Below are 23,794 nucleotides of genomic sequence, written 5' to 3'. Positions count from 1 at the left end.
CCTGCATGGCTCACCTGCTCGGCACCCAGTCCCTCCACGTCGCGCTGCCCGATCGCGTGCTGCTCGACGACATCACCGTCGGCATCGACGAGGGTGATCGGATCGGGGTGGTCGGCCGCAACGGCGACGGCAAGTCGACGCTCCTGCGGCTGCTCGCCCGCACCCAGGAACCCGACGAGGGCCGCGTCACCGTGCGCGGCGGGGTGCGGGTCGGGGTGCTCACCCAGCAGGACGAGGCCACCGCCGGCGCGAGCGTGCGCGACCGCGTGGTGGGAGACCGGCCCGAGTACGAATGGGCCTCCGACGCTCGGATCCGCGACGTGCTCGCAGGTCTGCTCGACGGCATCGCGCTGGACGCCCAGCTCTCGGACCTCTCCGGCGGGCAGCTGCGACGCGTGCACCTGGCCGAGCTGCTCGTCGGCGACTGGGACGTGCTGCTGCTGGACGAGCCGACGAACCACCTCGACGTCGAGGGGATCGCCTGGCTCGCCGAGCATCTCCGGCGCCGCTGGTCCGCGAAGGACGGCGGGCTCGTGGTCATCACGCACGACCGCTGGTTCCTCGACGCCGTGTGCACCCGCATGTGGGAGGTGCACGACGGGATCGTCGAGCCGTTCGAGGGCGGCTACGCCGCGTACGTGCTGCAGCGCGTGGAGCGCGATCGGCAGGCGGCCGCGATCGAGTCGAAGCGGCAGAACCTGATGCGCAAGGAGCTCGCATGGCTGCGCCGCGGCGCGCCGGCGCGGACCTCGAAGCCGAAGTTCCGCATCGACGCGGCCAACGAGCTGATCGCCGGGGAGCCGCCGGTGCGCGACACCGTCGAGCTGACGCAGCTGGCGACCTCGCGGCTGGGGCGGGACGTCATCGACGTGCTCGACGTGGACGCCGGCTACGGGGACGTGACGGTGCTCGAGGACGTCACAGTGCACATCGGCCCTGCGGACCGGATCGGGATCCTCGGGCCGAACGGCGCCGGGAAGTCGACGCTGCTGGCCCTGATCACCGGAGATCTCGAGCCGCTCTCCGGGCGGGTCAAGCGCGGCAAGACGGTGACGGTGCGGCAGGTCTCGCAGCGGCTCGAGGGCCTGCAGGAGCATCTGGACTCGCGGGTCAGCGACGTGGTGGGCCGGTACCGCAGCTCCTTCCGGGCGGGGAAGGACGAGGTGTCCCCCGGTCAGCTGCTGGAGCGCCTGGGGTTCACCGCGGCGCACCAGAAGGTGAAGGTGGGTGCGCTCTCCGGCGGACAGCAGCGCCGGCTGGACCTGTTGCTGACGCTGCTGGAGGAGCCGAACGTGCTGGTGCTGGACGAGCCGACGAACGACATGGACACCGACATGCTCGCGGCGATGGAGGACCTGCTGGACACGTGGCCCGGGCCGCTGCTGGTGGTCTCGCACGACCGCTATCTCCTCGAACGCATCACGGACATGCAGTACGCGGTGCTGGACGGGACGGTGCGGCACGTGCCGGGCGGCGTCGAGCAGTATCTCGAGCTGCGCGCGGCGAGCGAAGGGCGCGCAGCGGGCGGAGGACGCTCTGCCGGGGGTGCGAACTCGGCCTCGAGCGCGGACGCCGGGGCGGTCGACGGCGACTCGGGCACCTCATCGGGCGCATCGACGCTGTCGGGCGCCGAGGCGCATGCCGCGCAGAAGGAGCTGGGCGCTGTGGAGCGGCGGATGCAGAAGCTGGAGAAGCGGACGACGTCGCTCCACGCCACGCTCGCCGCGCACGATCAGTCCGACTACCAGGGCCTGCAGGAGATCACCGCGCAGCTGCGCGAGGTCGAGCAGGAGAACGAGTCCCTCGAGGAGCGGTGGTTGGAGCTGTCGGAGCTGCTGGGCTGACAAGGGGACTCCGCTGGGCTGTCCCTTCGCCGTCCCTTCGTCCGACCGAGTCCTCGCTCTCGACGTCACCGTCCGCGGCTGCCGCGCAGCACGATCCAGTCCCCCGGATGGCGGCCAGGTCTGTCGGTCCCATGCCGCAGGGGGAGATCGGTGAGCCGAACCCGGAGGTCCTCGAGCGCTCGGTCGAGCGTCGCGGTCCCCAGCTCGTCGTGGTGCGGAGCGTCGCCCTGCTGTGCGCCGCCATTCTCTGCGCCGTCCGGCGGAGCGATGTCCGGTCGTGTGCCGCGTTCCGTCGGCGGTCCGAGTTGCAGCGCGTCGTCTCGAGGCGCGGCGGGTTCCGTCGGCGGACCGGACTCCTGTGCGCTGTCGTTCTGCGTCTCCGGATCCGTCGACCGTGCGAGATGCTTCGCACGCCGACGGCGATAGGTGCCGACGGGGTCGAGATCGATCGCGCCCCGGGAGGCCGTCTGTCCGTGGCGGGTGGTCCAGCGGACGGTGCGGCGCACGCCGTCCTCGTCGCGGACGACCTCCGCACGCTCCCCGGAGATCTCCTTCTGGTTGTCGCCTGCGCACAGCCCGTTGCCGTTGTCGAGCGAAGTCGCTCCGCCCTGCGACCAGGGCACGATGTGGTCCATCTGGCGGATCGGTGCGTCGCAGTGCGGCGCACGGCAGGTCTGGTGGGCGATCATGAGGAACCGCTTCAGCGCAGGTGGGAACGCTCGTGCCGTCGACTCGACGGCGACGAGATCGCCGACGTCGACATCGGCATACAGACGCCTGAGCGTGAGAGCGAGCTCGGGATCGTCCTCGGACTGCGCGGCGCGGAGCATCTCCTCGCGCGCGTGCTCGTAGGGCACGGCGCCGAAGCCCTCGACCAGCGCCGCATCGGCATGAGCGGGCGAGAGCAGCGAACGGTCCGTGATCACGATGCCGACGTCGAGGGAGGTCGGGTCGACGCCGTCCGCGCGCCCGATCAGCGCATCGGCGAAGAGGTCGGCCATGATCTGCTGGTGCCCGCGACGATCGCCCTGCGCACGGGCGCTCTCCGCCGCGACGCTGAGCCCCTTGCGGATCCGGGCCCCGTCGATCCCGGGGATGACGGCGGTGACCTGTGCCATCCCGTGATCGGTGCGGCGCACTCTCACGTGACGATCCTTCTTCGCGGCGTGATGCCGTGCGGCGGCTCCCTCGGGGTCCAGGGCATGGAGGATCTTCGCGGCCTCATCGCCCCACTCCAGCGACCCGCACCCCTCGAGAGCGGAGAGCCTGGAGGAGAGGATCTCGTCGACCTGGCGGCGCTGCTCGGGGGTCGCCGGGCCCACGACGGAGCCGACCTTGTGGGCGGCCTGCGGGACCATCCGCGCGTGGGACAGCGCTGTCAGCATCCCGGGCATGCTGCGGACCAGTCGTCGCGAGGTCGCGAGCGTGCGGCCGGCCACGGACCTGGACTTCTTGAGCGCTCTGGCCGCCTCGGAGCGCGCGACGCGCGCCGCCTGCCGCGGGCTCTCGTCGCGGCGGAGGCAGTCCTCCTTGACCGCATCCTCCAGGTGCACCACAGCGCGCGCCCGCACGGACTCCAGCGCGCTCTCGAGACCGACGATCCCCTCGAGCAGGGCGATCGTTCCGTCGACCGACATCGCATCGAGGGAGGACGAACCGTGCGCACCGAGCTCGGAGAGGACGGCGCGCAACGCCAGGAGGTCGAGCTCCCCGATCCTCAGCTGCTCGCGGTCGGCGCGGATCGGGTGGTCTGCGCGGGTGTGATGCTCGCCCGAGGCCGACGCGTCGAACGAGTGCGAGGAGGACGGGAAGCTCTCCCGGGGACGACCGCGATCACGCCGGGTGCCGTGCTCGGCGCCCTCCGGCGTCTCGCGCGCATTCCGGGCCTGTCCACTCATGACCCCATATTCGCATGACCGTTCGAGCAAAGGAAGGGCAGAAAGAAAGCTACTGATCAGTGGACTGAAATTGTGGATAACCATCCTGTGTGGAGGAGAGGTCGGCAGCCCAACCTGACGCAGAAAGCTCCCCGGGTCGAGGATGACGAGGGCGGAACCGGACTTCAGGACGGATTCGACGACAGCCCCAGGCGGAGACCATGACGACGATGGAAGAATCGTGAAAGGAGAGTTCGATCAGCACTCACTCAGATATCGTTGCGAGGAGTTCCCGGTTTCCGCTGCTGAGCGCCTGCGGCTGGCGTTCGTCGATCTCGGGCCGTTTCGGCGGGACGCGTCCGCCGGGGACGGCGAGCAGCCAGGTCCATCCCCCGTGGGTGAGGACCGTGGTGAGATCCGCGCCGCCGCAGCCCAGCGCGGTGCGGCCGAGCATCGAGAAGGGGACGCCGGCCCCGAGCGTCGCGCCCAGCCGACGCAGCCTCTCCGGTCAGAGGTCGGTGCCTCACAGGCGGTCCAGCGCCACGAGCGCCGCGGCGGCATCGGCCGCTCCTCCGGCCATGCCTCCCGCGATCGGCACCTGATTGCGGAGGTGCAGCACGGCGCCGTCGGTCACGCCGCACTCAGCACGCAGCAGCTCGGCGGCGCGCAGGGCGACGTTGCGCCCGGCCCTCGGCACCTCGCCGGGGACCTCGGAGGTCATCCCGAGGCTCATCTCCGAGGCTCATCTCCTCGACGTGGAGCGAGAGGTTGTCTTGCCCGGGGGCCCGCACCACGACCCGCTGGAGCGGCCAGGTCACCCCTCGGCCTCCGCGGCGCCCTCGCCGGCCTGCGCGGCGCGCGCGATGTCGCGGAACTGCTCGATCTCGAGGGTCTCGCCGCGGGCCGACGGGGCGATCCCCGCGGCGCGCAGGATCTCCTCGGCCCGCGCGGCGCCGCCCGCCCAGCCGGCGAGCGCGGCGCGCAGGGTCTTGCGCCGCTGGGCGAAGGCCGCGTCGATCACGGCGAAGACCTGCTCGCGCTCCTCGGCGGTGCCGAGCGGCTCCTCGTGCCGGACGAGCTCGACCAGCGCCGAGTCGACGTTCGGGACCGGCCAGAAGATCTGCCGGGAGATCCGGCCCGCCTGCACGGCGCGGCCGTACCAGGCGGCCTTCACGCTCGGCCCGCCGTAGGTGCGCGAGCCCGGCCCCGCGGTGAGCCGGTCGACCACCTCGGACTGGACCATCACGAGCGCCGAGCGCAGGGAGTCGAAGCGCTCGAGCATCGTCAGGAGGATGGGGGTGGCGACGTTGTAGGGCAGGTTGGCCACCAGCATCGTCGGCTCGCCGGCGCGGGGCAGGGTCGGCAGCTCGGTGACCTGCAGGGCATCGGCGTGCACGAGGCGGAAGCGGTCATCCTCCACGCCGCGGGCCCGCAGTGTCAGCGGCAGCAGCTCAGCGAGGCCGCGGTCGAGCTCGATCGCGGCGACGTCCGCCCCTGCCTCGATCAGTCCGAGAGTGAGAGAGCCCAGGCCGGGTCCGATCTCGAGCACGGCCTGACCGGGCTCGGCGCCGGCGCGGCCGACGATCGTGCGCACGGTGTTGGGGTCCATCACGAAGTTCTGCCCGCGCTGCTTCGAGGGCCGGATGCCTGCCGCCTCCGCGAGCTCGCGGATGTCCCGGTGCGTCAGCAGCAGCCCGGCGCCGTCCGTGGCGTCGGTGCTCATGCCGCTCCCGCTTCGGGCCAGCCGTACACGTCCTGCGTGGTCCCGCGCACCGCCCGGCAGGCCTGCTCGAGGGTGGTGCCTGTGGTCTCCGCGATCGTCGCCATGGTCAGCGGGATCAGGTAGGAGGAGTTCGGCCGTCCCCGGTAGGGCACCGGCGTGAGGAAAGGCGCGTCGGTCTCCACCATGACCCGTCCGAGCCCCACCTCGGCGAGGGCGCCGCGCAGTTCGGCGGCGTTCTTGAAGGTGACGGTGCCCGCGAAGGAGAGGTACCAGCCGCGGTCCGTGCACTGGCGCGCGAACTCGGCGTCCCCGGAGAAGCAGTGGAAGACGGTCCGCTCGGGGGCCCCGTCGGCCTCGAGGACCTCGAGCACGTCGCGGTGCGCGTCGCGGTCGTGGATCTGCAGCGGCAGGTCCAGCTCCTTCGCGAGGGCGATGTGGGCGCGGAAGGCGTCGATCTGCGCGGCGCGCGCCTGCTCGTCCTTGCGGGAGGTGCGGAACCAGTCCAGCCCCGTCTCCCCCACCACGACCATGCCGGGGCCGCGCAGCAGCTCGGAGACCTCCGAGATCGCGGCGTCCAGACCGATGAGCTCACGGCCCTCGTGATCGCGGCCGCGCGCATGCAGCGCCGCCTCGTTGGGATGCACGGCGACGCCGCCGCGCAGTGAGGGCGGGCAGTCCGGGGCCGCCAGCAGCGCCGCCGTCCAGCGCACCGCCTCGAGGTCCGAGCCGATGGTGATCTGTGCGTCGATGCCGGCCGCCGCGGCGCGGTCGACGTGGTCCTGGACGCTCAGCTGCTCGTCCCCGTCGGCGAAGTCGAGATGGCAGTGGTTGTCGATCACCGGGAACGGCAGCGGATCCGGCGCGGGCGGCCAGGAGCGGTCGCGCTTCGCGCCGCGCGGGTCCAGGTCCTCACGGTCGCGCACGGGCGGCAGCGCGGAGGCGGAGGGGTTCTCGTGCGGTGACGGCATGCGACCATCGTAGGAGGAGCGCTGGACTGCTCCGGACCGCCTCGTGCGGGCACACTCCGCACCTGCGCCCGACGTGCCCGGTGTGCTAGGTCACGGGCCCCGGGGGCGCGGATCGACGGAGGATGTGGCAGGATAGGATGTCGTTGCGCGCCCTTTCGTGCACCCGAGCGCCCCGCATCGTCGTGTCCACCCACATGGCACCGGGTTCGGGTCGCTGCTCGGGACGGACGCCAACGCCGTTCATCCTCCGGACCGTCCAAGGAGCGTCCCATGGCAGTGCCCAAGTTCAAGATGTCCCGTGCGCGCACGCACTCCCGCCGCTCGCAGTGGAAGGCGAACAACGCCGACCTCGTGCAGGTGACGGTCCGCGGCCGCACCGCCAACGTCCCGCGCCGGCTCGCGAAGGCCTACCAGCGCGGCCTGCTCCAGATCGAGGACTGATCCCGCGCGGGCGCTGCCCGCTCGCAGGACCCTCGAGAACGCCCCCGGCACCTGGTACCGGGGGCGTTCTCGCATGCTCTCACCGCCGACGGGCGAGGGCGAGATCGTAGAGCTCCCGCGCGCTGACGCTGTCGTGGCCACGTGCGACCTCCTTCGCCGCATCCTTGAGCCGCTCCCCCGCCGCGGCGCGTCCCAGCACGTCCTCGACGAGGTCCTCGGCGGAGACGGCGACGGGGTCGGCGCCGGCGACCACGATCACGATCTCGCCCAGCACCTCCGTGCCCGCGGCCCAGTCGGCGAGCTCGGCGAGGGTGCCGCGCAGGATCTCCTCGTGGGTCTTGGTCAGCTCCCGCGCCACGGCCGCCCGTCGGGCCGGTCCGAAGGCCTCCGCCATGGCGACGAGCGTCGCGGCGGTGCGCCGCGGCGATTCGAAGAACACCAGCGTGCGCCGCTCCTCGGCCAGAGGCGCGAGCGTGCTCGCCCGGCGGCCCTCGCGGCGCGGCGGGAAGCCCTCGAAGGCGAAGCGGTCCGGGGCGATGCCCGAGGCGGCGAGCGCGGTGAGCACCGCCGACGGCCCCGGGATCACCGTGACCGGGAGGTCCTCCGCAGCCGCGGCGCGCACCGCCTCGAAGCCGGGATCGGAGACGACGGGCATCCCCGCATCGGTGACCAGCAGGACCCGCCGCCCGGCGCGGACCGCCTCGAGGAGCGTCGCGGTCCGCTCGGCCTCGTTGTGCTCGTGATAGGAGAGGATCCTCGCGTCGGAGGTGATCTCGAGGTCGCTCAGGAGCCGATGGAGGCGCCGGGTGTCCTCGGCGGCGATGAGGTCCGCGGAGCCCAGGGCCCGCACCAGACGCACCGAGGCGTCCAGCGGGTTCCCGATCGGGGTGGCGGCGAGGGTGAGGACTCCGGGTTCGAGCATCCCGCCATGCTAGTGCCGTCCCGCGCACCGGCTCCCCGCGCACGTTCGGCCCATGACCTAGCATGACCGGGTGCGCAGCCAGGAGACCGAGACGGAGGCCCCTCACCGCTCCCCCGTCGAGGACGAGCCGGACGCGCTGCTGGCCTCCTACCGTCGTCGCCTGCGCACCTTCGACCTGCCCGTCTCGCGGATCGCCTGGGCGGGGGCGATGGCCGTGTTCGGGCTCGCGCTCGTGCTGCGGCTGTGGGGGCTGGGCTCCATCGGCGAGCTGATCTTCGACGAGACCTACTACGTCAAGGACGGCTACACGCTCACGCAGACGGGCGTGGAGATGGACTGGCCGGAGGAGCCCGATGCCGCCTTCGAGGCCGGGGACGTGGACTCCTACGAGGAGACCGGCTCCTACGTGGTGCATCCGCCGCTGGGGAAGTGGCTGATCGGAGCCGGCACGCTGCTGCTGGGCGCGGACAGCCACTGGGGATGGCGCGTCTCCTCAGCCGTGCTGGGCTCGGCGGCGGTGCTGATGCTGACCTTCATCGCGCGGCGCCTGTTGCGCTCCACCACCGCCGGGCTCATCGCGGGGCTCCTGTTCTCGGTCGACGGGATGGCGCTGGTCCATGCGCGCACGAGCCTGCTGGACCCGTTCCTGATGGTGTTCGCGCTCGCGGCCTTCGGCGCGCTGCTCGTGGACCGTGATCGGTTCCGGGAGCGTCTCGCCCTCGCCGCCGCGCGCATGCACCTGGCCGCCGAGACGCCGCCGCCGCTGGGGGTGAGCGGCGGTCTGCGCCCCTGGCGGCTGCTCGCCGGAGTGCTGCTGGGGATGGCGTGCGCGGTGAAGTGGTCCGGGCTGTACTTCGTGGCCGTCTTCGGGATCATGACCGTGCTGTGGGACTGGTGGGCGCGGCGCACCGTCGCCCAGCGCCGCTGGCTGCTCGGCGGCTTCGTGCTCGACGCGGTCCCGGCCTTCTTCGCGGTGGTCGGCACGGCGCTGCTCACCTATCTCGCCTCCTGGGCGGGCTGGTTCGCCTCCTCCATCGGCTACAACCGAAATCTCGCGGCCGACGAGGGCGTCGCGACCGGGTTCGGACCGATCGACTCGCTGATCTCGCTGTGGCTGTACCACCGCCAGGCCTACGAGTTCCACGTCGGCCTGGACTCCGAGCATCCCTACGCGGCGCATCCGGCCGGCTGGCTGCTGCAGCTGCGGCCGACGAACTTCTACTACCGCTCCTACGACCACGGCGAGAACGGCTGCGAGGTCGCCAAGTGCGGTGCGCACATCCTCGACGTCGGCAATCCGCTGATCTGGTGGCTCGGGACCGCGGCGATCCTGGTGACCGTGGTGCTCGGGATCGTGCATCGCGACGGGCGGGCCTGGGCTGCGCTGTCGGGACTGGTCGGCGGCTACCTGCCCTGGCTGATGTACACCGACCGGACGATCTTCACCTTCTACGCGATCGCCTTCGAGCCCTGGCTGATCCTGTGCCTGACCTACGTGCTCAGCCTCGTGATCGGCGCGCCGGACGCCGAGCGGGAGCGGCGGCTCGCGGGCGGGCTGTTCGTCGGCTCCCTGCTCGTGCTCATCGTGATGGTCTCGGCGTTCTTCTGGCCGGTGTGGACCGGGCAGGTGCTGGACGTGGACCAGTGGGAGTACCGGATGTGGCTGCCGTCCTGGACCTGAGTCCGGAGCAGGACACGCGGCGCGCGCCCGTTCGTGGACGGCCGGCGGCGGCTCTTCGTGACAGCGTTCCGGCGCCGGTGCGAGGCGCCGCATCCCCGCCGCTACCATGACGCCATGGCCCCCGATTCCTCAGCGCTGCGAGATCTCGCCCACGACCTCGGCGTCAGCACCCGGTACTGGGGGTGGGACGGCGCCGAGAAGGACGTCGCCGACACGACCCTGCACGCGATCCTCGCCGCGCTGGGCACCACGGTGGCCGCCGACGAGGACATCGCCGCCGCCCGTGCGCGCAGGGAGCGCGCACCGTGGGAGCGCACCCTGCCGCCGGTGACGGTGATGCGCGAGGACCGCAGCGCGAGCGTCCCCGTGCACGTCGACCACGGCACCCCGGTCACCGTGCACGTCCTGCTCGAGGAGGGCGGGCGGGTCGACCTCGTCCAGGGCGAGGACAACACCCCGCCCTTCGACCTCGACGGCGTCCTGCGCGGGCGCGCCCGCTTCGAGCTTCCCGAGGGGCTGCCGCTGGGCTGGCACCGCCTGGTCGCCGAGACCGGGGCCGGCCCCGCCGAGGCGGACCTCGTGGTCACCCCCGCCCGGCTGACCGTGCACGAGCAGTACGCGGCTCGGCGCGCCTTCGGGGTGCAGGCGCAGCTGTACTCGGTCCGCTCGGAGCGCTCCTGGGGCATCGGCGACCTCGCCGACATGCGCGACCTCGCCGCCATCACCGCAGCTCGGCACGGCGCTGACTTCCTGCTGGTCAACCCCCTGCACGCCTCCTCTCCGACGCCGCCGGTCGAGCCCTCGCCGTACCTGCCGGTCACCCGGCGGTTCACCGCCGCGCTGTACCTGCGGATCGAGGACGTGCCCGAGTACCGCTCCCTCACCGACTTCGCCCGCCAGAAGGTTGACCTGCTGCGGGGCACCGTCGCGGAGCGCAACACGCGCGGGGACCGGCTCGTGCGCGACGAGGTGCTGAACGCGAAGCTCGCCGCCCTCGAGGAGCTGTTCGCGGTGCCCCTCACAGCGGGTCGGCAGGCGCTGCTGGACGCCTACCGCGCCCGGGAGGGGCAGGGGCTCGAGGACTTCGCGCTGTGGTCCGCGATCGCGGGATCCGTGCGCGGCACACCGGACGAGGTGCAGCTGCAGCACCTGGACGAGGATGTCCTCACCAGGGCGCGCACCGAGCTCGCCGACCGGATCGAGTTCCACGTGCGGGTGCAGTGGTGGCTGGACGAGCAGATGGCCGCCGCCCAGGCCGCGGCGCGCGAGGCCGGGATGCGGATCGGGATCATGCACGACCTCGCCGTGGGCGTCGAGCAGGTGGGCGCGGACTCCTGGGCGCTGCAGGACGTGCTCGCGCGCGGCGCGACCGTCGGCGCCCCCGCCGATCAGTACAACCAGCAGGGCCAGAACTGGTCGCAGCCTCCCTGGCACCCCGAGCACCTGCGCGAGGCCTCCTACCGTCCCTGGCGGGACATGCTGCGCACCCTCATGCGGCATGCGGGGGCGCTGCGCATCGACCACGTGCTGGGGCTGTTCCGGCTGTGGTGGATCCCCGAGGGGCACGAGGCGGCCGACGGCGCCTACGTCTCCTACGACCACGAGGCGATGATCGGGATCCTCGCCCTGGAGGCGCAGCGCTCGGGCACCCTCGTGGTCGGCGAGGACCTCGGCACCTTCGAGCCATGGGTGCGGGAGGTGCTCGTGGACCGCGGGATCCTGGGCACCTCGATCCTGTGGTTCGAGTACGACGCGCAGGGCCGCCCGCTGCGTGCCGAGGACTACCGCACCCTGTGCATGGCCTCGGTGAACACCCACGACCTCCCGCCGACGGCCGGCTATCTCGCCGGCGACCACGTCACCCTGCGCCACGAGCTGGGGCTGCTGGAGCGGCCCCTGGCCGAGGAGCTCGCCGCCGATGCCGCGGGGCGCGAGGAGGTGCTGGACGTGCTGCGGGCCGAGGGCCTGCTCCCGCCGGGGCCCGTCGAGGACGTCGAGGACGTCGAGGAGACGGTGATCGCTCTGCACCGGCACCTGGCCCGCACCCCGTCGATGCTGCTCGGGGTCTCGCTCGTGGACTGCGTGGGCGAGCGGCGCATCCAGAACCAGCCGGGCACCGACGAGGAGTACCCCAACTGGCGGATCCCGCTCGCCGACCCCAGGGGCCGTCCCGTCGGCCTGGACGAGATCGCGACCGATCCGCGCACCGCGCGGCTGCTCGCCGCGGTGCGTGAGGGGATCGCGGGGCGCTGAGCCGTGCCCCGCTCAGGAGCACCGCCGCGATCAGGCGGCGGTGACGGTGCCCCACTCCTCGCGCCGCTCGAGGAAGGCACGGGCCGCGGACTGCGCGCCCTCGAGGGTGTGGTGGGCTCCCCAGCCGCACTGGACCTCGTTCGCGGCGGGGACCTCGTCGGCGGCGACCAGGTCCCGCAGCGTCGCCTCGAGGACCGGGGCGAAGCCCTCGACGTCGTGATCGCCCACCAGCAGCACGTAGAAGCCGGTGCGGCAGCCCATCGGGGAGACGTCGATGACGTCGCCGGAGTGGTTGCGCATGTGCTCGGCCATCATGTGCTCGAGGGAGTGGACCGCCTCGGAGTCGAGGTGCTCGACGTTCGGCTGGGCGAAACGCACGTCGAACTTCGTCAGCACGTCGCCGCCGGGCAGCTCCTTGCGGTCGGCGGTCCGCAGATAGGGGGCGGCGACGGTGCGGTGGTCGAGGTTGAAGCTCTCGACGTTCATACGGGGCTGCTCGGTCATGGTTCTCCTTCGATCGGGGTCTGGATGCGGTGCCGGAGCGGGGCTGAGCGGCTCGAGCGGGCGGTGCGGCCGCGGACGACGCCGACGAACTCCTGGCGGATCTCGTCATCGGCCGCGCGCGGCCAGGCGAGCGCGATGCGGGTGGGCTCGCCGTCGCGCAGCGGCAGGGAGACGGCGTCCTTGCGGTGGTGCAGGCGGGCGAGGGAGAGCGGCACGCGGGTGAAGCCCACGCCGGTCGCGGCGACGGCGATCCGCTCCGCGGCGTCGTCGAGGTGGGTCCCGGGGATCTCGGTCTCCCCCGCCAGATCCGCCTCGACGATGTCCTCGTGCAGGCTCAGCAGGTTCTCGTCGCCGACGACCACGCACGCCCGCTCCTCCCACAGCGCCACCAGGTGCAGCTGCTCCCGTGCGTCGGCCGGCAGCGGGAGCCTGACGAAGCACATGTCGACCTCGCCCTCGGCGAGCGCCTCCGCCTGCCGGGAGAGCGGCACGGGGACGAGCTCGAGCCAGGCCGCGCGGCGGCCGGACTTCCAGCGGCGCAGGAAGCGATCCGGTTCGACGCCGGGCACGAAGCCGACGCGGAGCGTGGTGGGATGCATGGCCCCAGCCTAGATCCTCGTCCCGTCCCCGGCGCCTCTCCCCCGTGGGGCGGGGCACACTGCCGACGCGCCCTGCTGGCCGCGCGCGCGGAGCGGGGATAGGGTGCTGTCAGCGCGCCCGGCCGCCCCGAGCCGGCCGCCTGCGGAGCAGACGAGAGCGAGGTGAGCGTCCCATGGACAGTGGCAGTCCCACACCCACGCCGGACGCCCTCTCTCGGTGCTCCGCCGCGCCCCGCGCCTGAGCGCACCCTGGCACGGCGGGCCGCGCCATGACGCGGCATCCGGCTGACCCACGGCCCCACCCGCCGCCCGGCCCCGCCGACGACTCCAGCCCACCCCGCCGCCCGGTCCTGACGGCTCATCCCCGGATGAGCCGTGACGACTCGCGACGGGTGCGCGGGCGGTCTCGACAAGGCGCCGCGGCCTGCCCAGGAACGAGCGTCCCATGACCTTCACGACCCCCGCCGTCCAGATCGACGTCACCGACCAGACCCTCCGCGAGGCCCTCGCCGACCACGACCTCGTCTCGCTCGCCCGCCAGCTCGGCACCCTCGATCTCTCCGAGATCCTCGACCTCAGCGGACGGCTCGAGGACCGCGAGCGCGCAGTGGTGTTCCGCCTGCTGCCCAAGGGCCAGGCGATCGAGGTGTTCGAGCGCCTGGATCCCGCCCTGCAGCACGAGCTGCTGCACGATCTCCAGAGCGGCGAGGTGGCCGAATTGTTCGCCGCGCTCGAGCCCGACGACCGGGTGTGGCTGCTGGACGAGCTCCCGGCCGGGCTCGCCACCCGCCTGCTGCGCGGGCTGCCCGAGCACGAGCGGGCCGTGACCGCGACGGTGCTCGGGTATCCGCAGGATTCCGTCGGGCGCCGCATGAGCCCGGCCTTCGTCGCCGCCCACCCCGGTGACACCGCCGGCGAGACCCTCGAGCGGGTGCGGGCGCGCCTGGACGACGCCGAGACGGTCTACACGATCCCGGTGCTGGACGGCACCCGGAAGCTGGTGGGGGTGATCAGCCTGCGCGACGTGCTGCGCGCCGCGCCGCAGCAGGACATCGCCGAGGTGATGGTGGATCCGCACAGCGTGTCGGCGACCGAGACCGCCGAGCTCGCCGCCCGGCGCTGCTCGGAGCTGCGTCTGTCGGCGCTGCCGGTCGTGGACGCCGAGGAGCGGCTGGTCGGGATCCTCACCCTGGACGACGCTGCCCGGATCCTCGAGCGCGAGCAGGACGAGGACTCTGCGCGCCAGGGCGGCACGGAGCCGCTGCGCCGCCCCTACCTGGGCACGCCGGTGCGGACCATCGTCCGCTCGCGCATCGTGTGGCTGCTGGTGCTGGCGGTGGGCGCGACCCTCACCGTGCAGGTGCTCGACGCCTTCGAGGCGACGCTCGAGCAGGTCACCGTGCTGGCCCTGTTCGTGCCGCTGCTGATCGGCACCGGTGGGAACACCGGCAACCAGGCGGCGACCACGGTCACCCGCGCGCTCGCCCTCGGGGACGTGGGCCCGCGGGATGTGCTGCGGGTGCTCGCGCGCGAGCTGCGGGTGGGCCTGCTCATGGGACTGCTGCTGGGCGTGCTCGGCGCCGGGATCGCCGGCCTCGTCTACGAGCCGCGGATCGGTGCGGTGATCGGCCTGACGCTCGTGGGCATCTGCGCCGTCGCCGCGGCGATCGGAGGGATCATGCCGCTGATCGCGCGGGCGGTGAAGGTGGATCCGGCCGTGTTCTCCAACCCGTTCATCTCGACCTTCGTCGACGCGACGGGCCTGGTGGTCTACTTCCTCATCGCCCGTGCCGTGCTGGGGCTGTGACCGGTCCCGGAGAGGTCGTCTCCGCGCGGGCGAGGACGCGCAGCAGGTCCGCGGTGAAGCGCTCGGGGCGCACGAGGTTCACCATGTGGTTCCCGTAGGACAGCAGCTCGAGCCGGCCGTGCGGGGCGGCCGCGGCGAAGGAGCGCTCGTGGAGGCGCAGCTGGTCCCCGCGGCCGTGGAGGAAGGTGACCGGCACCGGGATGCGGGCCAGCTCCGAGCGCAGGTCCAGCGACGCGACTGCGGCGAAGGCGGGGGCGACGACGTCCCGGTCCGCCCTGCCGCCGCGCAGATAGGCGCGGGCTCCGACGGGGCCGAGCAGCCAGGTGAACGGGAAGGCCGCGGTCCCGCTGTGCATCGAGGGCAGGAGGTCCCCGGCCGTCATGAGGCGGGCGTAGAGCCGGGCGGCGCCCGGGGTGGGCTGGACCGCGGCGCCGCAGGCGATCACGGAGCCGAGCACGGGCCGGGGTGGTGTGCTCAGCCGTGCCGCGGAGTGGATCGCGAGCATCCCGCCGAGCGAGCTGCCGACGAGGTGGACGGGCAGGCCGGTCGCGGCGTGCGCGGCCTGCACCGCGTCCTCGATCACGGCCTCGGCCGCCTCGAGGGTGAAAGGCGCACCGCGGTCCGTGCCGTGCCCGGGCAGGTCCGGGGTGATGACTGGATGGCCCGCGGCGCGGAGCGAGGGGGTCTGCAGGTCCCACTGGCTGTGCGAGGTGCGAGTGCCGTGGACGAGCACCACAGGCCATGGAGGGGCGGCGGGGCCGACGGCCCGCGGGGCGGGTGCCTCGGGAGCCGTCATGTCGCCGCCGCCGTCGCGGCCGCACAGCGGCGCAGGATCTTCGCGAATCGCTTGGGGCGGGAGAGGTTCGCGATGTGCCCGGCGTCCTCGAGGATCACGAGGCGCCCGTCGCGGGCCGCCTCGAGGAAGAGCGCCTCGTGGCGGCGGAAGGGGTCGTGCTCGCCGTTGACGAAGGTGAGCGGCACGTCGATCGCGGCGACGTCGGCGAGCAGGTCGAGGGAGCTGATCGTGCGCACGACGTTCCGGACCACGCCGTGGGCGCGGCCCCCGCCGTAGTAGCGCCTGGCGGCCTTGCGCGTGTGCTGCCGGGCGAAGGAGCGGGCGACGCGGGCGTCGGAGTCCCCGGGCAGCCAGTCCTTCATCGTCATCCACAGCCCGTAGAGCCGTGCCGTCGCGGGGCCCGGCACGATCGTGCAGTCCGCGGCGACGATGCCGGCGATCCGCCCCGGAGCGCTCGCCGCGAAGTGGAGGGTGAGATAGCCGCCGAGCGAGAGGCCCACCAGCAGCGGCGGCTCCTGGCATCGCGCGACGGCCTCGTCGATCGTGGAAAGCGCGCTCTCGAGAGTGAAGGGCTCTCCGCGGCGGCGGCCGTGACCGGGCAGGTCGGGGGCGATGACCTGGTAGCCGCGCTCGCGCAGGCGCCGCACCTGCCCCTTCCACATGGTGCGCGAGGAGCGCACGGCGTGGATCAGCACGATGCTGCCGGTCATGGCGCTCCTCCCCCCGGGGCCTCCGCGTCCTGCCCCGCTCGGAGCGTACCGGAGCGCGGCGGGCCGGAATAGCCTGGGACGATGCCGAGCTACCGCCTCCACCTGCCGATCGGCGCGCTGCGCGAGGGCGCCCGCCCCCAGGACGTCCTCGAGCAGGCCGTGCTCGCGCTCGGCTCCCTGCACGCGGTGGAGCGGAAGGACGTGGAGGCGCCGCTGATCGGCGGCAGGCGGATCGGCAGGATCGTGCTGCGCTTCGGCGTGGAGCCGGGCGGCCGCGCGGCGGAGGACGACGCCGCCCGGCACGCCCTCGCGGCGGTGGTCGAGCATCTCGAGGAGACGGTGTGCGAGGTCGCCCCGGCAGGTGCCATCGTGCTCAGCCGCGGGTCGGGCGGCCGGTTCCGGCCGATCCCGCCGTCCCGGCCCGGAGCCTGAGCGCGCGGTGCGCTCCTGTGATGGGATGGGGCCGGCGGGCCGAGGGTGCCCGCCGACGATGCTCCAGGGGGTCCTCGATGCTGCAGCCCGTCCCGATGCCCGTCGGCCGTCCTCTCGTCTCGGCGGTCACCGGCACCAACGGCAAGACCTCGGTCGCGACGGCGACGCTGCAGCTGCTGCGCGCGGCGGGGCTGCGTGCGGCCGGCTGCGACTCGACGGGGATCACCGACGTGCACGGCGCCCAGCGGCCCGCGGAATTCCGCCGCTCGGCGCAGTACCTGCCGGACCTGATCGCCGAGCAGGTCGCGCTCGGGGCGGAGGCGATCTCGCTCGAGGCCTTCGTCGGGATCCTGAAGGACGGCCTGCTCACGCAGGTCGAGGTCGACGTGGCGGTGTGCACGGGACTGGAGCGGGACCATCTCGACGTGCACGGCAGCCTCGAGACTTACTGGGGCGCGAAGCTGCGGCTGTTCGAGGAGCATCTGCGCCCCGACGGGGCGGCGGTGCTCGCCGCCGACTGCGCGCAGGGCGATCTGGTGCGGGCCGCTGTCGCACGGCGCGGGGCGCGGCTCGTCACCGTGGGCCCGGGCGGGGACGTCGAGCTCGACGACGCCCGCGAGCTCGACGCGCCGCGGCTCCGGGGCCGGCTGCGGGTGGGGGCGGAACGGCACGACGTGGTGCTGCCGACGGTGCACGGCGTCGCGGTGACGAATCTGCTGCTCGCCGCGAGCGCGGTGATCGCCCTGGGCGGAGAGCCCGAAGTGGTGGCCGGGGCGCTGTCCGAGGTGGCTCCTCCGCCGGGCCGGCTCGAGGTGGTGGGGGTCCGCGACGGCGTGACGGCGATGGTCGACACCGCGCACAACCCTGCCGCGCTGCGCAGCGCGCTGACCGCGGTGCGCGCACGGACCGAGGGCCGGTTGCTGCTGGTGGTCGGCGCGGGCGGGGAGCGGGACCGGGCCAAGCGCGCACCGATGGGACAGATCGCCGCCGAGCTCGCGGACCTCGTGATCCTCACCGACGACAACCCCCGCCGGGAGCCGGCCGCGAGGATCCGCGCCGAGGTGCGGGAAGGTTGTCCGAACTGCCTGGAGATCCCGCGCCGGGCCGACGCGATCCGTGCGGCTTGGGAGATGGCGCGCGGGGGCGACGTGGTGCTCGTGGCCGGCAAGGGGGACGAGACGGTGCAGCTGGTCGGGACGCGGAGGGTGCCCCATGACGATCGCGTCGTGCTGCGGGAGCTGCTGGCGAGGGGCTGAGCTCGCCGGGCGTGACGCAGCGGCGCCCGCCGTGAGCGGACGCCGCTGCGGCGTTCAGGTCAGATCAGACCGCCGTCAGGGTCGTAGCCACCGTCGGGGTCATAGCCGCCATCCGGGTCATAGCCGCCGTCGGGGTCGTACCCACCGTCCGGGTCGTACCCACCGTCGGGGTCATAGCCGCCGTCCGGGTCGTACCCACCGTCCGGGTCGTACCCGCCATCCGGGTCATAGCCGCCATCGGGGTCATAGCCACCGTCGGGGTCATAGCCACCGTCGGGATCGTAGGTGGAGCGTGCCTCGGTCATGATGTCCCCCTCGAAGTCGTCGGACCGATGCACGACCGAGTGAACCCGGTCACAGCACGGAACGCAAGGGTGGCCCTCGTGCTCGACACCCCGTGCAGGACCATCCGTTGCTCACGAGAGCTACGACTGGAGCAGCTGCGACCGCGTGCACCGGCGTCAGACGCAGTGCCGCCGGCGCCTCGAGGACTCGGCGCCGATATCTCTGTGTCGCCGTCGGGCCGATGGCGACGAGAGGTGACCATATAGCCAGCTCGTGTCGCCATAGGCCCGCGCACGACGGCTGATGCCGCCTGGCACCGGTTCGAGGCCGGAACCGCCCCGGAGCCCGACGACGCACCTCTGCCGAACACGCATGATGGCCAGCACCCCATGACGAAGTCCCCCAAGGAGCGAATTGAAGTCCGTCTGGTGCTCGCGGGATGGGAACGGTGGACACAAGAAATCACCCCTGGCTGTCTGACCAGGGGTGATACCGGGTGGAGCTAGGGGGATTCGAACCCCCGACCTTCTCATTGCGAACGAGACGCGCTACCAACTGCGCCATAGCCCCATGTCGCTCGGCGACCACGTCAGATTAGCATCGCCGCCGGGGTGCTGTCGCATCGGGGGCGGCCTCTTGACGAAGGTCACAGAGCGGATGCTCAGCGCGCCGAGCGAAGCTCCTGCAGCTCGTCCTGGAGCGTGTCGAGCACCTCGAGCCGCTCCTGGCCCGTGCACGCCGTGTAGGCGGGCTGGAGGTGATCGGGACGCGCCGCGTCCCCCTCCCCCGGCCAGGTGCGCAGCGACCCGCCGGCCCGGCGGAGGATGTGGAAGCCCGCGGCGACGTCCCAGGAGTTGATGGCGCTGAGCGCGGTCGCATCCGCCCAGCCGGCGGCGACGTAGGCGAGCTCGAGCGCGGCCGAGCCGAGATGGCGCACCGCGGAGACGGAGTCCTCGAGGGTACGGGTGGCGTGCGCGGCGTGCTCGGGGAAGCGGGCACCCATGCGCTGGCCGGGGTATCCGGACAGCACGAGGGCGTCGGGCGCGGGACGCGTCGAGCGGGGGGCGAGCACACGGCCGTCGAGGGTCGCGGGGCCGTCGGCCGCGGCGAAGACCTGGCCGAGGATCGGGGCGTCGATCACGCCGGCGACGAGCTCGTCGTCGACGGCCACGCCGATCGAGATGCAGAACAGCGGCAGACCGGCCGCGAAGTTGCTGGTGCCGTCGATCGGGTCGACGTAGAAGCTGACCACGGGGCCGTCGGCACCGGAGTCGGGCTGCTCGGCGGGGCGCTCGCCGCCCTCCTCGCCGACGATCCTCGCGCCGGGCACGAGGCGGCGCAGCTCGGAGACGATGATCTCCTCGCTGCGACGGTCGTGCTCGGTGACGATGTCGTGGTTGCTGGCCTTGTACTCGCGGGAGAGGCCCTCGCGGTCCAGGGAGCGGAGGTATTCGGCGGCGGCGTGCGCGGCGGTGGTCGCGTGCTCGAGCAGCCGGGACGGGGAGGGGGTGCGGGGCGCTGTCGTGTTCATGTCCTCACCAGGCTAGTCGGCCCTGGTCAGGAACGGGGGTCGGACTGCAGTTCGGGACAGCGGCCTCTCGGGGCGCACGACGAGATGCGGGGCCCTCGCCGCCTCAGGCGCGCCGGCGGGCGAGGATCTCGTCGAGGTGGAGGTCCTGCGCAGGGGCGAAGCTCTCCTCGACCGCCTCGGCCTCCTCGACGTGGGCGCTCTCGAGCGGCACCGACTCCGGGAGCATGGTGCGGCGGTGCGCGGCGTGGCGGCTCGCGAGGTCGTCGACCTCGCCCCGCAGCGCGTAGGTGGGGCGCGGGACGGGGCGCGGGGTCCACTCCCCCGGGCGCGTGACCTGCTGCGCCGCCCGCTCGGAGGCGGCCTCGAGATCCGTAACCGCGGGGCTCGCTGCGGAGCTCGCCGGAGCCGTGACGGAGGCGGTCTCGGAGGGGGCGGGCAGTTCGCGGGTGCTGGGCTGGGGAGCGGCTCCCGTGGCGCGGCGGCGGGCGGTCTCGGCCTCTGCCTGCTCCCGACGGGCACGGGTCGCGGCGCGGGTGCGGCGGGCGCGACGATCGAGCTCGGCGCGGCGCAGCCCCGCCAGGAACACGCCGAGCGCGAGCGCGGTGAGCAGAGGGGTCCACCAGGGAAGCAGCTGAGTCACGGCGGCCACGACGAGCACCGCGGTGGCGGCGATCAGCCCGATCAGCACGGTGCGCATGAGCCGGCGCGAACGCCCGCGCTCCTCGCCGAGGTCCACGCGGGTGCCGGGCTCGGCATCGAAGCGGGGCCGACGGGTGGGGTCGGCGGGACGCATGAGCAGACGGTCCTGGGACATGGGGGAGGTCACCTCGGCAGACGAGCGGCGGGCGTGGACGGCCGCGGAGAGGTCCCGCGCCTGGGACGACATCTCGGCCTCGTCCGCGGCGCGGGCGCGTCCCATCACCTCGCGGCGGCTCGCGGTGCGGGGCAGGGCGTACACCAGCCACAGCAGCAGCAGGCCGGCGAAGAGGACGGCTCCGAGATTGATCGACTCCACATCGACACAGTAATGACACGGACGTGATTCCCCTGGTCATGGACCGGGCGTGTCGGGGAGGAATTCCGTGCGCCCCGCCACGGGCGAGCCCGGACGTGGCTCAGCGCTTCACCGCGCGGCTCGGATGCTCGCGCTGGAGGCGGCGCAGCACACCGTAGCCGGCGTCGTCGGTCGCGACCTCCTCGGCCGTCAGCGCGAACACGAGGTGATCGCGCCAGGCGCCGTCGACGTGGATCGCCGCGCGACGCATCCCCTCGGCCCGGAGGTTCAGCTTCTGCACCACGCGCAGGCTCGGCGCGTTCTCCGGGCGCACGGTCACCTCCACGCGGTGCAGGCCGAGCTCGGCGAAGAGGTGGTCGATCAGCAGCGCCGCCGCCCTGGGAACGAGTCCACGCCCGGCCATCCCCTGGTCGATCCAGTAGCCGAGGACCGCCGAGCGCACCGCCCCGTACTGGATGGGGCCGGCGGTGATCTGTCCGACCACCCGCCCGTCGGCGACGATCGCGAGCGGCAGGGCCGTGCCGAGCCGCGCCTGCTCCGAGGCCCAGCGGCGCAGGGCGCGGAAGTCGGTCGCGCGGCCGGGGTGCAACGGATCCGTCGCATCCCAGGGACGCAGCCACTGGGCGCTGCGGGCGCGCAGACGGTCGAACTCGCCGCGGTCGCGGCGGCGCAGCGGCCGGAGCATGAGCTCCCCGTCGCGCAGGACCAGGGGCCACACGTGAACCATCGCGTCATCGTAGACGCCTGCGGGGCAGACGCCCACGGGGACGCCCACGGTGTGGGAGCCTGACCCCATGGACGCCCCCATCCCCGCCGAGGACCGGACGGCGCAGGAGCCCGCCGCGCCGACGCAGCAGACCGCGGCGCAGGAGCAGGAGCTCGCCGCGCAGAAGCAGGCGCTGCGCCGGAGCCTCCGCGCCGCCCGGCGGGAGGCCTACGGTGCCGATCCCGAGCGGCGCTCCCGGGAGGCCGATAGGCTCCTCGCCCACGCAGGGCCGCTGCTCGCCCTCGTGGACAGCGTCGTCGCGCGCCGACGGGTCGCGACCGGCCCCGCACCGCGGGTGGCCGCCTTCCACCCCACCCCCACCGAGGCCGACGTGATGCCGCTGGCCGCGGAGCTCGCCGCCCGCGGGGCGGAGCTCGTCTTCCCCGCCGCGGCCGGGACCGAGCTCGAGTGGATCCGCTGGGACGGGCGCTCCGCCTTCGCCGACTCCCCCGGGCGGGGCTTCGGGAAGGAGCCGGTGGGCGAGAGGCTCGGCACGGACGCGCTCGCGCAGGCCGTCCTCGTGCTCTCCCCCGCCCTCGCCGTGGACCGGGCCGGCACCCGCATCGGGCACGGCGCGGGCTACTACGACCGCGCCCTGGTGACCGTGCCGCGCTCGGCGCGCGTCGTCGCCGTGGTCCACCCCGGCGAGCTGCTCGCCGCGGGCACCCTGCCGCGCGAGGCGCACGACGTGCCGATCCCCGAGGTGCTCACAGCCGACGGGATCGTCTCGCTGATCACGAACGATCCCGCCTGAGCCCCGGGCAGACGTAGACTTCCTCCGGCCGCCCGTGCGCGGCCCGCTCATCGATCATCCCGGAGGACCCGCGTGCCCACGTACGTCTACGCCTGCAAGAACTGCGGGCATCGTTTCGAGCAGTACCAGAGCTTCAGCGAGGACTCGCTGACCACCTGCCCCGAGTGCGCGCAGGAAGCCCTGCGGAAGGTCTTCGACTCCGTGGGCATCGTCTTCAAGGGCTCGGGCTTCTACTCCACAGATTCCGCGACCTCCGGCGCCTCGACGCCGTCCGGCGGATCCGCGCCGGCCTCCGACGGATCCGCCTCGAGCTCCGCCGACTCGGCCTCGTCCGGAACCTCCTCGAGCGGCTCGTCCTCCAGCGGCTCGTCCTCCAGCGGCTCCTCGAGCACCTCCTCCGCGCAGCCCGCCGCCGCGGCGTCCTGACCTCTCCTCCCCACCGCCCCGCGCTCCACAGCCGCTCGCGGGTCCGGGCGGGCAGGTGCGCCCCGGCCTAGCGTCGAGGCATGTTCGCTCGCCTCCTGCCCCATCTGCCCCTCTGGCGCCGCGCCCTGCGACGACGGCGTCGGAGCCTCTCGCTCCTGGTCGCGGCCCTCGCCGTGGTGCTCGTGCTGCCCGCGCTCGTGCCCGCCTCGATGCAGAGCACGCCGGTGGTGGTCGCGGCCGGCGACCTGCCCACCGGCACCGAGCTCGGTCCGCAGCATCTGCGCACCGTCGAGGTCGCGAGCTCGCTGGTCCCCGGCGGGGCGTCCTCGTCGGTCGCCGAGCTCGAGGGGGAGCGCCTGGCGGGGCCGGTCGCCGAGGGCGGAGCGGTGCTGCCCGCCGACGTCGTCGGCGCCGAGGGCCCCGCGATCCCCGAGGGCACGGCGCTCGTGGCAGTGCCCGTCCCCGAGGTGCTCCTGCCGCATCTCGCCGCCGGGACACGGATCGAGCTGCTGATGAGCGATCCCGTCGACGGGACCGGCTCCCGTGTCCCCGCCGAGATCCGTTCGCTGTCCGCCGACGCTGCGACCTCGGGTCCTCCCGTGTCGCCGGGGTCCTCGGGCACCGAGGCGCTGGTCCTCGTCGAGCGGCAGAGCGCCGGAGACGTCGCGCACGCTCTCGGCGCGGGGACCGTGACGGTGTCCGTGATCGGTTAGAGTCCGTGCGAACCGTGTCCGCGGTTCCCCTCATCCCCGACCTCAGAAGGATCTCCCCATGAAGGGCTTCAAGGACTTCGTCATGCAGGGCAATGTCATCGACCTCGCGGTCGGTGTCGTGATCGGCGGCGCGTTCACCGCGCTGGTCACCGCCTTCGTCGACAACCTCATCAACCCCGTGGTCGCGGCCGCCGGCGGTGCCGACTCCGTCAGCGGATTCGGCTTCCAGATCTTCGAGAACAACGAGGCGACCTTCGTCAACTTCGGCGCGGTCATCTCGGCGATCATCACCTTCCTGATCACCGCCGCGGTCGTCTACTTCGTCTTCGTCGTGCCGATGACCAAGGCCCGTGAGATGGCCAACCGCAACAAGGACCTGGACGAGGAGCTCGAGGCGGCTCCCGAGGACGTGGTCCTCCTCTCCGAGATCCGCGACCTGCTCAAGGCCCAGACCCCGCAGGTCTGATCCTCCTGCTCCGTGGCGCTGCCAC

25 protein-coding genes and 1 tRNA gene are annotated in these 23,794 nt (G+C 73.2%); 11 read left to right on the top strand and 15 right to left on the bottom strand.

Annotated features, from left to right (window positions below; translation table 11 throughout):
* Positions 1–5: 5 nt before the first annotated feature.
* Complete coding sequence (locus D1648_RS07475; protein ID WP_122940155.1) at positions 6–1,844, top strand: ABC-F family ATP-binding cassette domain-containing protein; 1,839 nt, start codon at positions 6–8, stop codon at positions 1,842–1,844.
* Between the two features lie 65 nt (positions 1,845–1,909).
* Here the strand turns inward: D1648_RS07475 and D1648_RS07470 are convergent, their stop codons facing one another.
* The 5 genes from D1648_RS07470 to D1648_RS07455 form a co-directional block, all read right to left on the bottom strand.
* Complete coding sequence (locus tag D1648_RS07470; protein WP_122940153.1) at positions 1,910–3,742, bottom strand: HNH endonuclease; 1,833 nt, start codon at positions 3,740–3,742, stop codon at positions 1,910–1,912.
* A gap of 244 nt (positions 3,743–3,986) precedes the next feature.
* A complete protein-coding gene (locus D1648_RS18155; protein ID WP_241155387.1) occupies positions 3,987–4,175 on the bottom strand; it encodes a hypothetical protein in 189 nt (62 codons plus the stop codon).
* Between the two features lie 69 nt (positions 4,176–4,244).
* Positions 4,245–4,442, bottom strand: a complete 198-nt coding sequence (locus D1648_RS18150; RefSeq protein ID WP_241155386.1) for a hypothetical protein — start codon at positions 4,440–4,442, stop codon at positions 4,245–4,247.
* A 93-nt stretch (positions 4,443–4,535) separates the two neighbouring features.
* Positions 4,536–5,444, bottom strand: coding sequence for a 16S rRNA (adenine(1518)-N(6)/adenine(1519)-N(6))-dimethyltransferase RsmA (gene rsmA / locus D1648_RS07460; protein WP_122940151.1), 909 nt, complete (start codon positions 5,442–5,444; stop codon positions 4,536–4,538).
* Positions 5,441–6,412: a TatD family hydrolase gene (locus tag D1648_RS07455; protein ID WP_122940148.1), complete on the bottom strand. Its 972-nt coding sequence runs from the start codon at positions 6,410–6,412 to the stop codon at positions 5,441–5,443. The genes rsmA and D1648_RS07455 overlap by 4 nt, the downstream gene beginning before the upstream one ends.
* Before the next feature lie 270 nt (positions 6,413–6,682).
* Here D1648_RS07455 and rpmF point away from each other — a divergent pair, with 270 nt between their 5' ends.
* Positions 6,683–6,853: a 50S ribosomal protein L32 gene (rpmF, locus tag D1648_RS07450; RefSeq protein WP_010551080.1), complete on the top strand. Its 171-nt coding sequence runs from the start codon at positions 6,683–6,685 to the stop codon at positions 6,851–6,853.
* Between the two features lie 79 nt (positions 6,854–6,932).
* On the opposite strand, the gene rsmI is transcribed toward rpmF, so the two are convergent.
* Positions 6,933–7,775 (bottom strand): 16S rRNA (cytidine(1402)-2'-O)-methyltransferase, encoded by an 843-nt coding sequence (gene rsmI, locus D1648_RS07445; RefSeq protein ID WP_122940146.1) that lies wholly within the window; start codon positions 7,773–7,775, stop codon positions 6,933–6,935.
* Between the two features lie 70 nt (positions 7,776–7,845).
* Between rsmI and D1648_RS07440 the strand changes: the two genes are divergently transcribed.
* Positions 7,846–9,456 (top strand): dolichyl-phosphate-mannose--protein mannosyltransferase, encoded by a 1,611-nt coding sequence (locus tag D1648_RS07440; protein ID WP_122940144.1) that lies wholly within the window; start codon positions 7,846–7,848, stop codon positions 9,454–9,456.
* A 114-nt stretch (positions 9,457–9,570) separates the two neighbouring features.
* Positions 9,571–11,709, top strand: coding sequence for a 4-alpha-glucanotransferase (malQ, locus tag D1648_RS07435; protein ID WP_122940141.1), 2,139 nt, complete (start codon positions 9,571–9,573; stop codon positions 11,707–11,709).
* A 30-nt stretch (positions 11,710–11,739) separates the two neighbouring features.
* Here the strand turns inward: malQ and D1648_RS07430 are convergent, their stop codons facing one another.
* On the bottom strand, positions 11,740–12,213 hold the full coding sequence (locus D1648_RS07430) for an S-ribosylhomocysteine lyase (protein ID WP_122940139.1): 474 nt from the start codon (positions 12,211–12,213) through the stop codon (positions 11,740–11,742).
* The gene (locus D1648_RS07425; protein ID WP_122940138.1) at positions 12,210–12,812 is read right to left on the bottom strand and encodes a LysR substrate-binding domain-containing protein; all 603 of its coding nucleotides are present in this window, start codon (positions 12,810–12,812) and stop codon (positions 12,210–12,212) included. The genes D1648_RS07430 and D1648_RS07425 overlap by 4 nt, the downstream gene beginning before the upstream one ends.
* Positions 12,813–13,257: 445 nt before the next feature.
* Here D1648_RS07425 and mgtE point away from each other — a divergent pair, with 445 nt between their 5' ends.
* The gene (gene mgtE / locus D1648_RS07420) at positions 13,258–14,619 is read left to right on the top strand and encodes a magnesium transporter (protein WP_122940136.1); all 1,362 of its coding nucleotides are present in this window, start codon (positions 13,258–13,260) and stop codon (positions 14,617–14,619) included.
* On the opposite strand, the gene D1648_RS07415 is transcribed toward mgtE, so the two are convergent.
* Both D1648_RS07415 and D1648_RS07410 read right to left on the bottom strand, forming a co-directional pair.
* Positions 14,591–15,415: an alpha/beta fold hydrolase gene (locus tag D1648_RS07415; RefSeq protein ID WP_122940134.1), complete on the bottom strand. Its 825-nt coding sequence runs from the start codon at positions 15,413–15,415 to the stop codon at positions 14,591–14,593. The genes mgtE and D1648_RS07415 overlap by 29 nt on opposite strands.
* Positions 15,412–16,125 (bottom strand): alpha/beta fold hydrolase, encoded by a 714-nt coding sequence (locus D1648_RS07410; protein WP_122940132.1) that lies wholly within the window; start codon positions 16,123–16,125, stop codon positions 15,412–15,414. The genes D1648_RS07415 and D1648_RS07410 overlap by 4 nt, the downstream gene beginning before the upstream one ends.
* 81 nt (positions 16,126–16,206) lie before the next feature.
* Here D1648_RS07410 and D1648_RS07405 point away from each other — a divergent pair, with 81 nt between their 5' ends.
* Together D1648_RS07405 and D1648_RS07400 are read left to right on the top strand one after the other, a co-directional pair.
* Positions 16,207–16,557, top strand: a complete 351-nt coding sequence (locus D1648_RS07405; RefSeq protein WP_122940129.1) for a hypothetical protein — start codon at positions 16,207–16,209, stop codon at positions 16,555–16,557.
* A 77-nt stretch (positions 16,558–16,634) separates the two neighbouring features.
* Complete coding sequence (locus D1648_RS07400) at positions 16,635–17,813, top strand: Mur ligase family protein (protein ID WP_164518613.1); 1,179 nt, start codon at positions 16,635–16,637, stop codon at positions 17,811–17,813.
* A gap of 59 nt (positions 17,814–17,872) precedes the next feature.
* Here the strand turns inward: D1648_RS07400 and D1648_RS07395 are convergent, their stop codons facing one another.
* The 5 genes from D1648_RS07395 to D1648_RS07375 all read right to left on the bottom strand — a co-directional run bounded on the left by D1648_RS07395 (position 17,873) and on the right by D1648_RS07375 (position 21,371).
* Positions 17,873–18,118, bottom strand: a complete 246-nt coding sequence (locus tag D1648_RS07395; protein ID WP_126281977.1) for a hypothetical protein — start codon at positions 18,116–18,118, stop codon at positions 17,873–17,875.
* A 477-nt stretch (positions 18,119–18,595) separates the two neighbouring features.
* Positions 18,596–18,668: transfer RNA gene (locus D1648_RS07390), tRNA-Ala, on the bottom strand.
* A 91-nt stretch (positions 18,669–18,759) separates the two neighbouring features.
* Positions 18,760–19,629, bottom strand: a complete 870-nt coding sequence (locus D1648_RS07385; protein ID WP_122940123.1) for an inositol monophosphatase — start codon at positions 19,627–19,629, stop codon at positions 18,760–18,762.
* Between the two features lie 103 nt (positions 19,630–19,732).
* Positions 19,733–20,644 (bottom strand): hypothetical protein, encoded by a 912-nt coding sequence (locus tag D1648_RS07380; RefSeq protein ID WP_122940121.1) that lies wholly within the window; start codon positions 20,642–20,644, stop codon positions 19,733–19,735.
* Positions 20,645–20,744: 100 nt separating this feature from the next.
* Positions 20,745–21,371 (bottom strand): GNAT family N-acetyltransferase, encoded by a 627-nt coding sequence (locus tag D1648_RS07375; RefSeq protein ID WP_122940331.1) that lies wholly within the window; start codon positions 21,369–21,371, stop codon positions 20,745–20,747.
* Positions 21,372–21,438: 67 nt separating this feature from the next.
* Between D1648_RS07375 and D1648_RS07370 the strand changes: the two genes are divergently transcribed.
* From D1648_RS07370 to mscL, 4 genes are all read left to right on the top strand, one after another.
* Positions 21,439–22,164 (top strand): 5-formyltetrahydrofolate cyclo-ligase, encoded by a 726-nt coding sequence (locus D1648_RS07370; protein WP_122940118.1) that lies wholly within the window; start codon positions 21,439–21,441, stop codon positions 22,162–22,164.
* A 72-nt stretch (positions 22,165–22,236) separates the two neighbouring features.
* Positions 22,237–22,590: an FmdB family zinc ribbon protein gene (locus D1648_RS07365; RefSeq protein WP_122940116.1), complete on the top strand. Its 354-nt coding sequence runs from the start codon at positions 22,237–22,239 to the stop codon at positions 22,588–22,590.
* A gap of 80 nt (positions 22,591–22,670) precedes the next feature.
* Positions 22,671–23,303, top strand: a complete 633-nt coding sequence (locus D1648_RS07360; RefSeq protein ID WP_122940114.1) for an SAF domain-containing protein — start codon at positions 22,671–22,673, stop codon at positions 23,301–23,303.
* Positions 23,304–23,361: 58 nt separating this feature from the next.
* On the top strand, positions 23,362–23,769 hold the full coding sequence (mscL, locus tag D1648_RS07355) for a large conductance mechanosensitive channel protein MscL (protein WP_122940112.1): 408 nt from the start codon (positions 23,362–23,364) through the stop codon (positions 23,767–23,769).
* Positions 23,770–23,794: the final 25 nt, after the last annotated feature.

The sequence above is a fragment of the Brachybacterium sp. EE-P12 genome (genome assembly GCF_003711805.1).
Lineage (GTDB): Bacteria > Actinomycetota > Actinomycetes > Actinomycetales > Dermabacteraceae > Brachybacterium.
The sequence above is the reverse complement of the archived record's forward strand: the minus strand, read 5'-3'. Positions and strand labels throughout refer to the sequence as shown.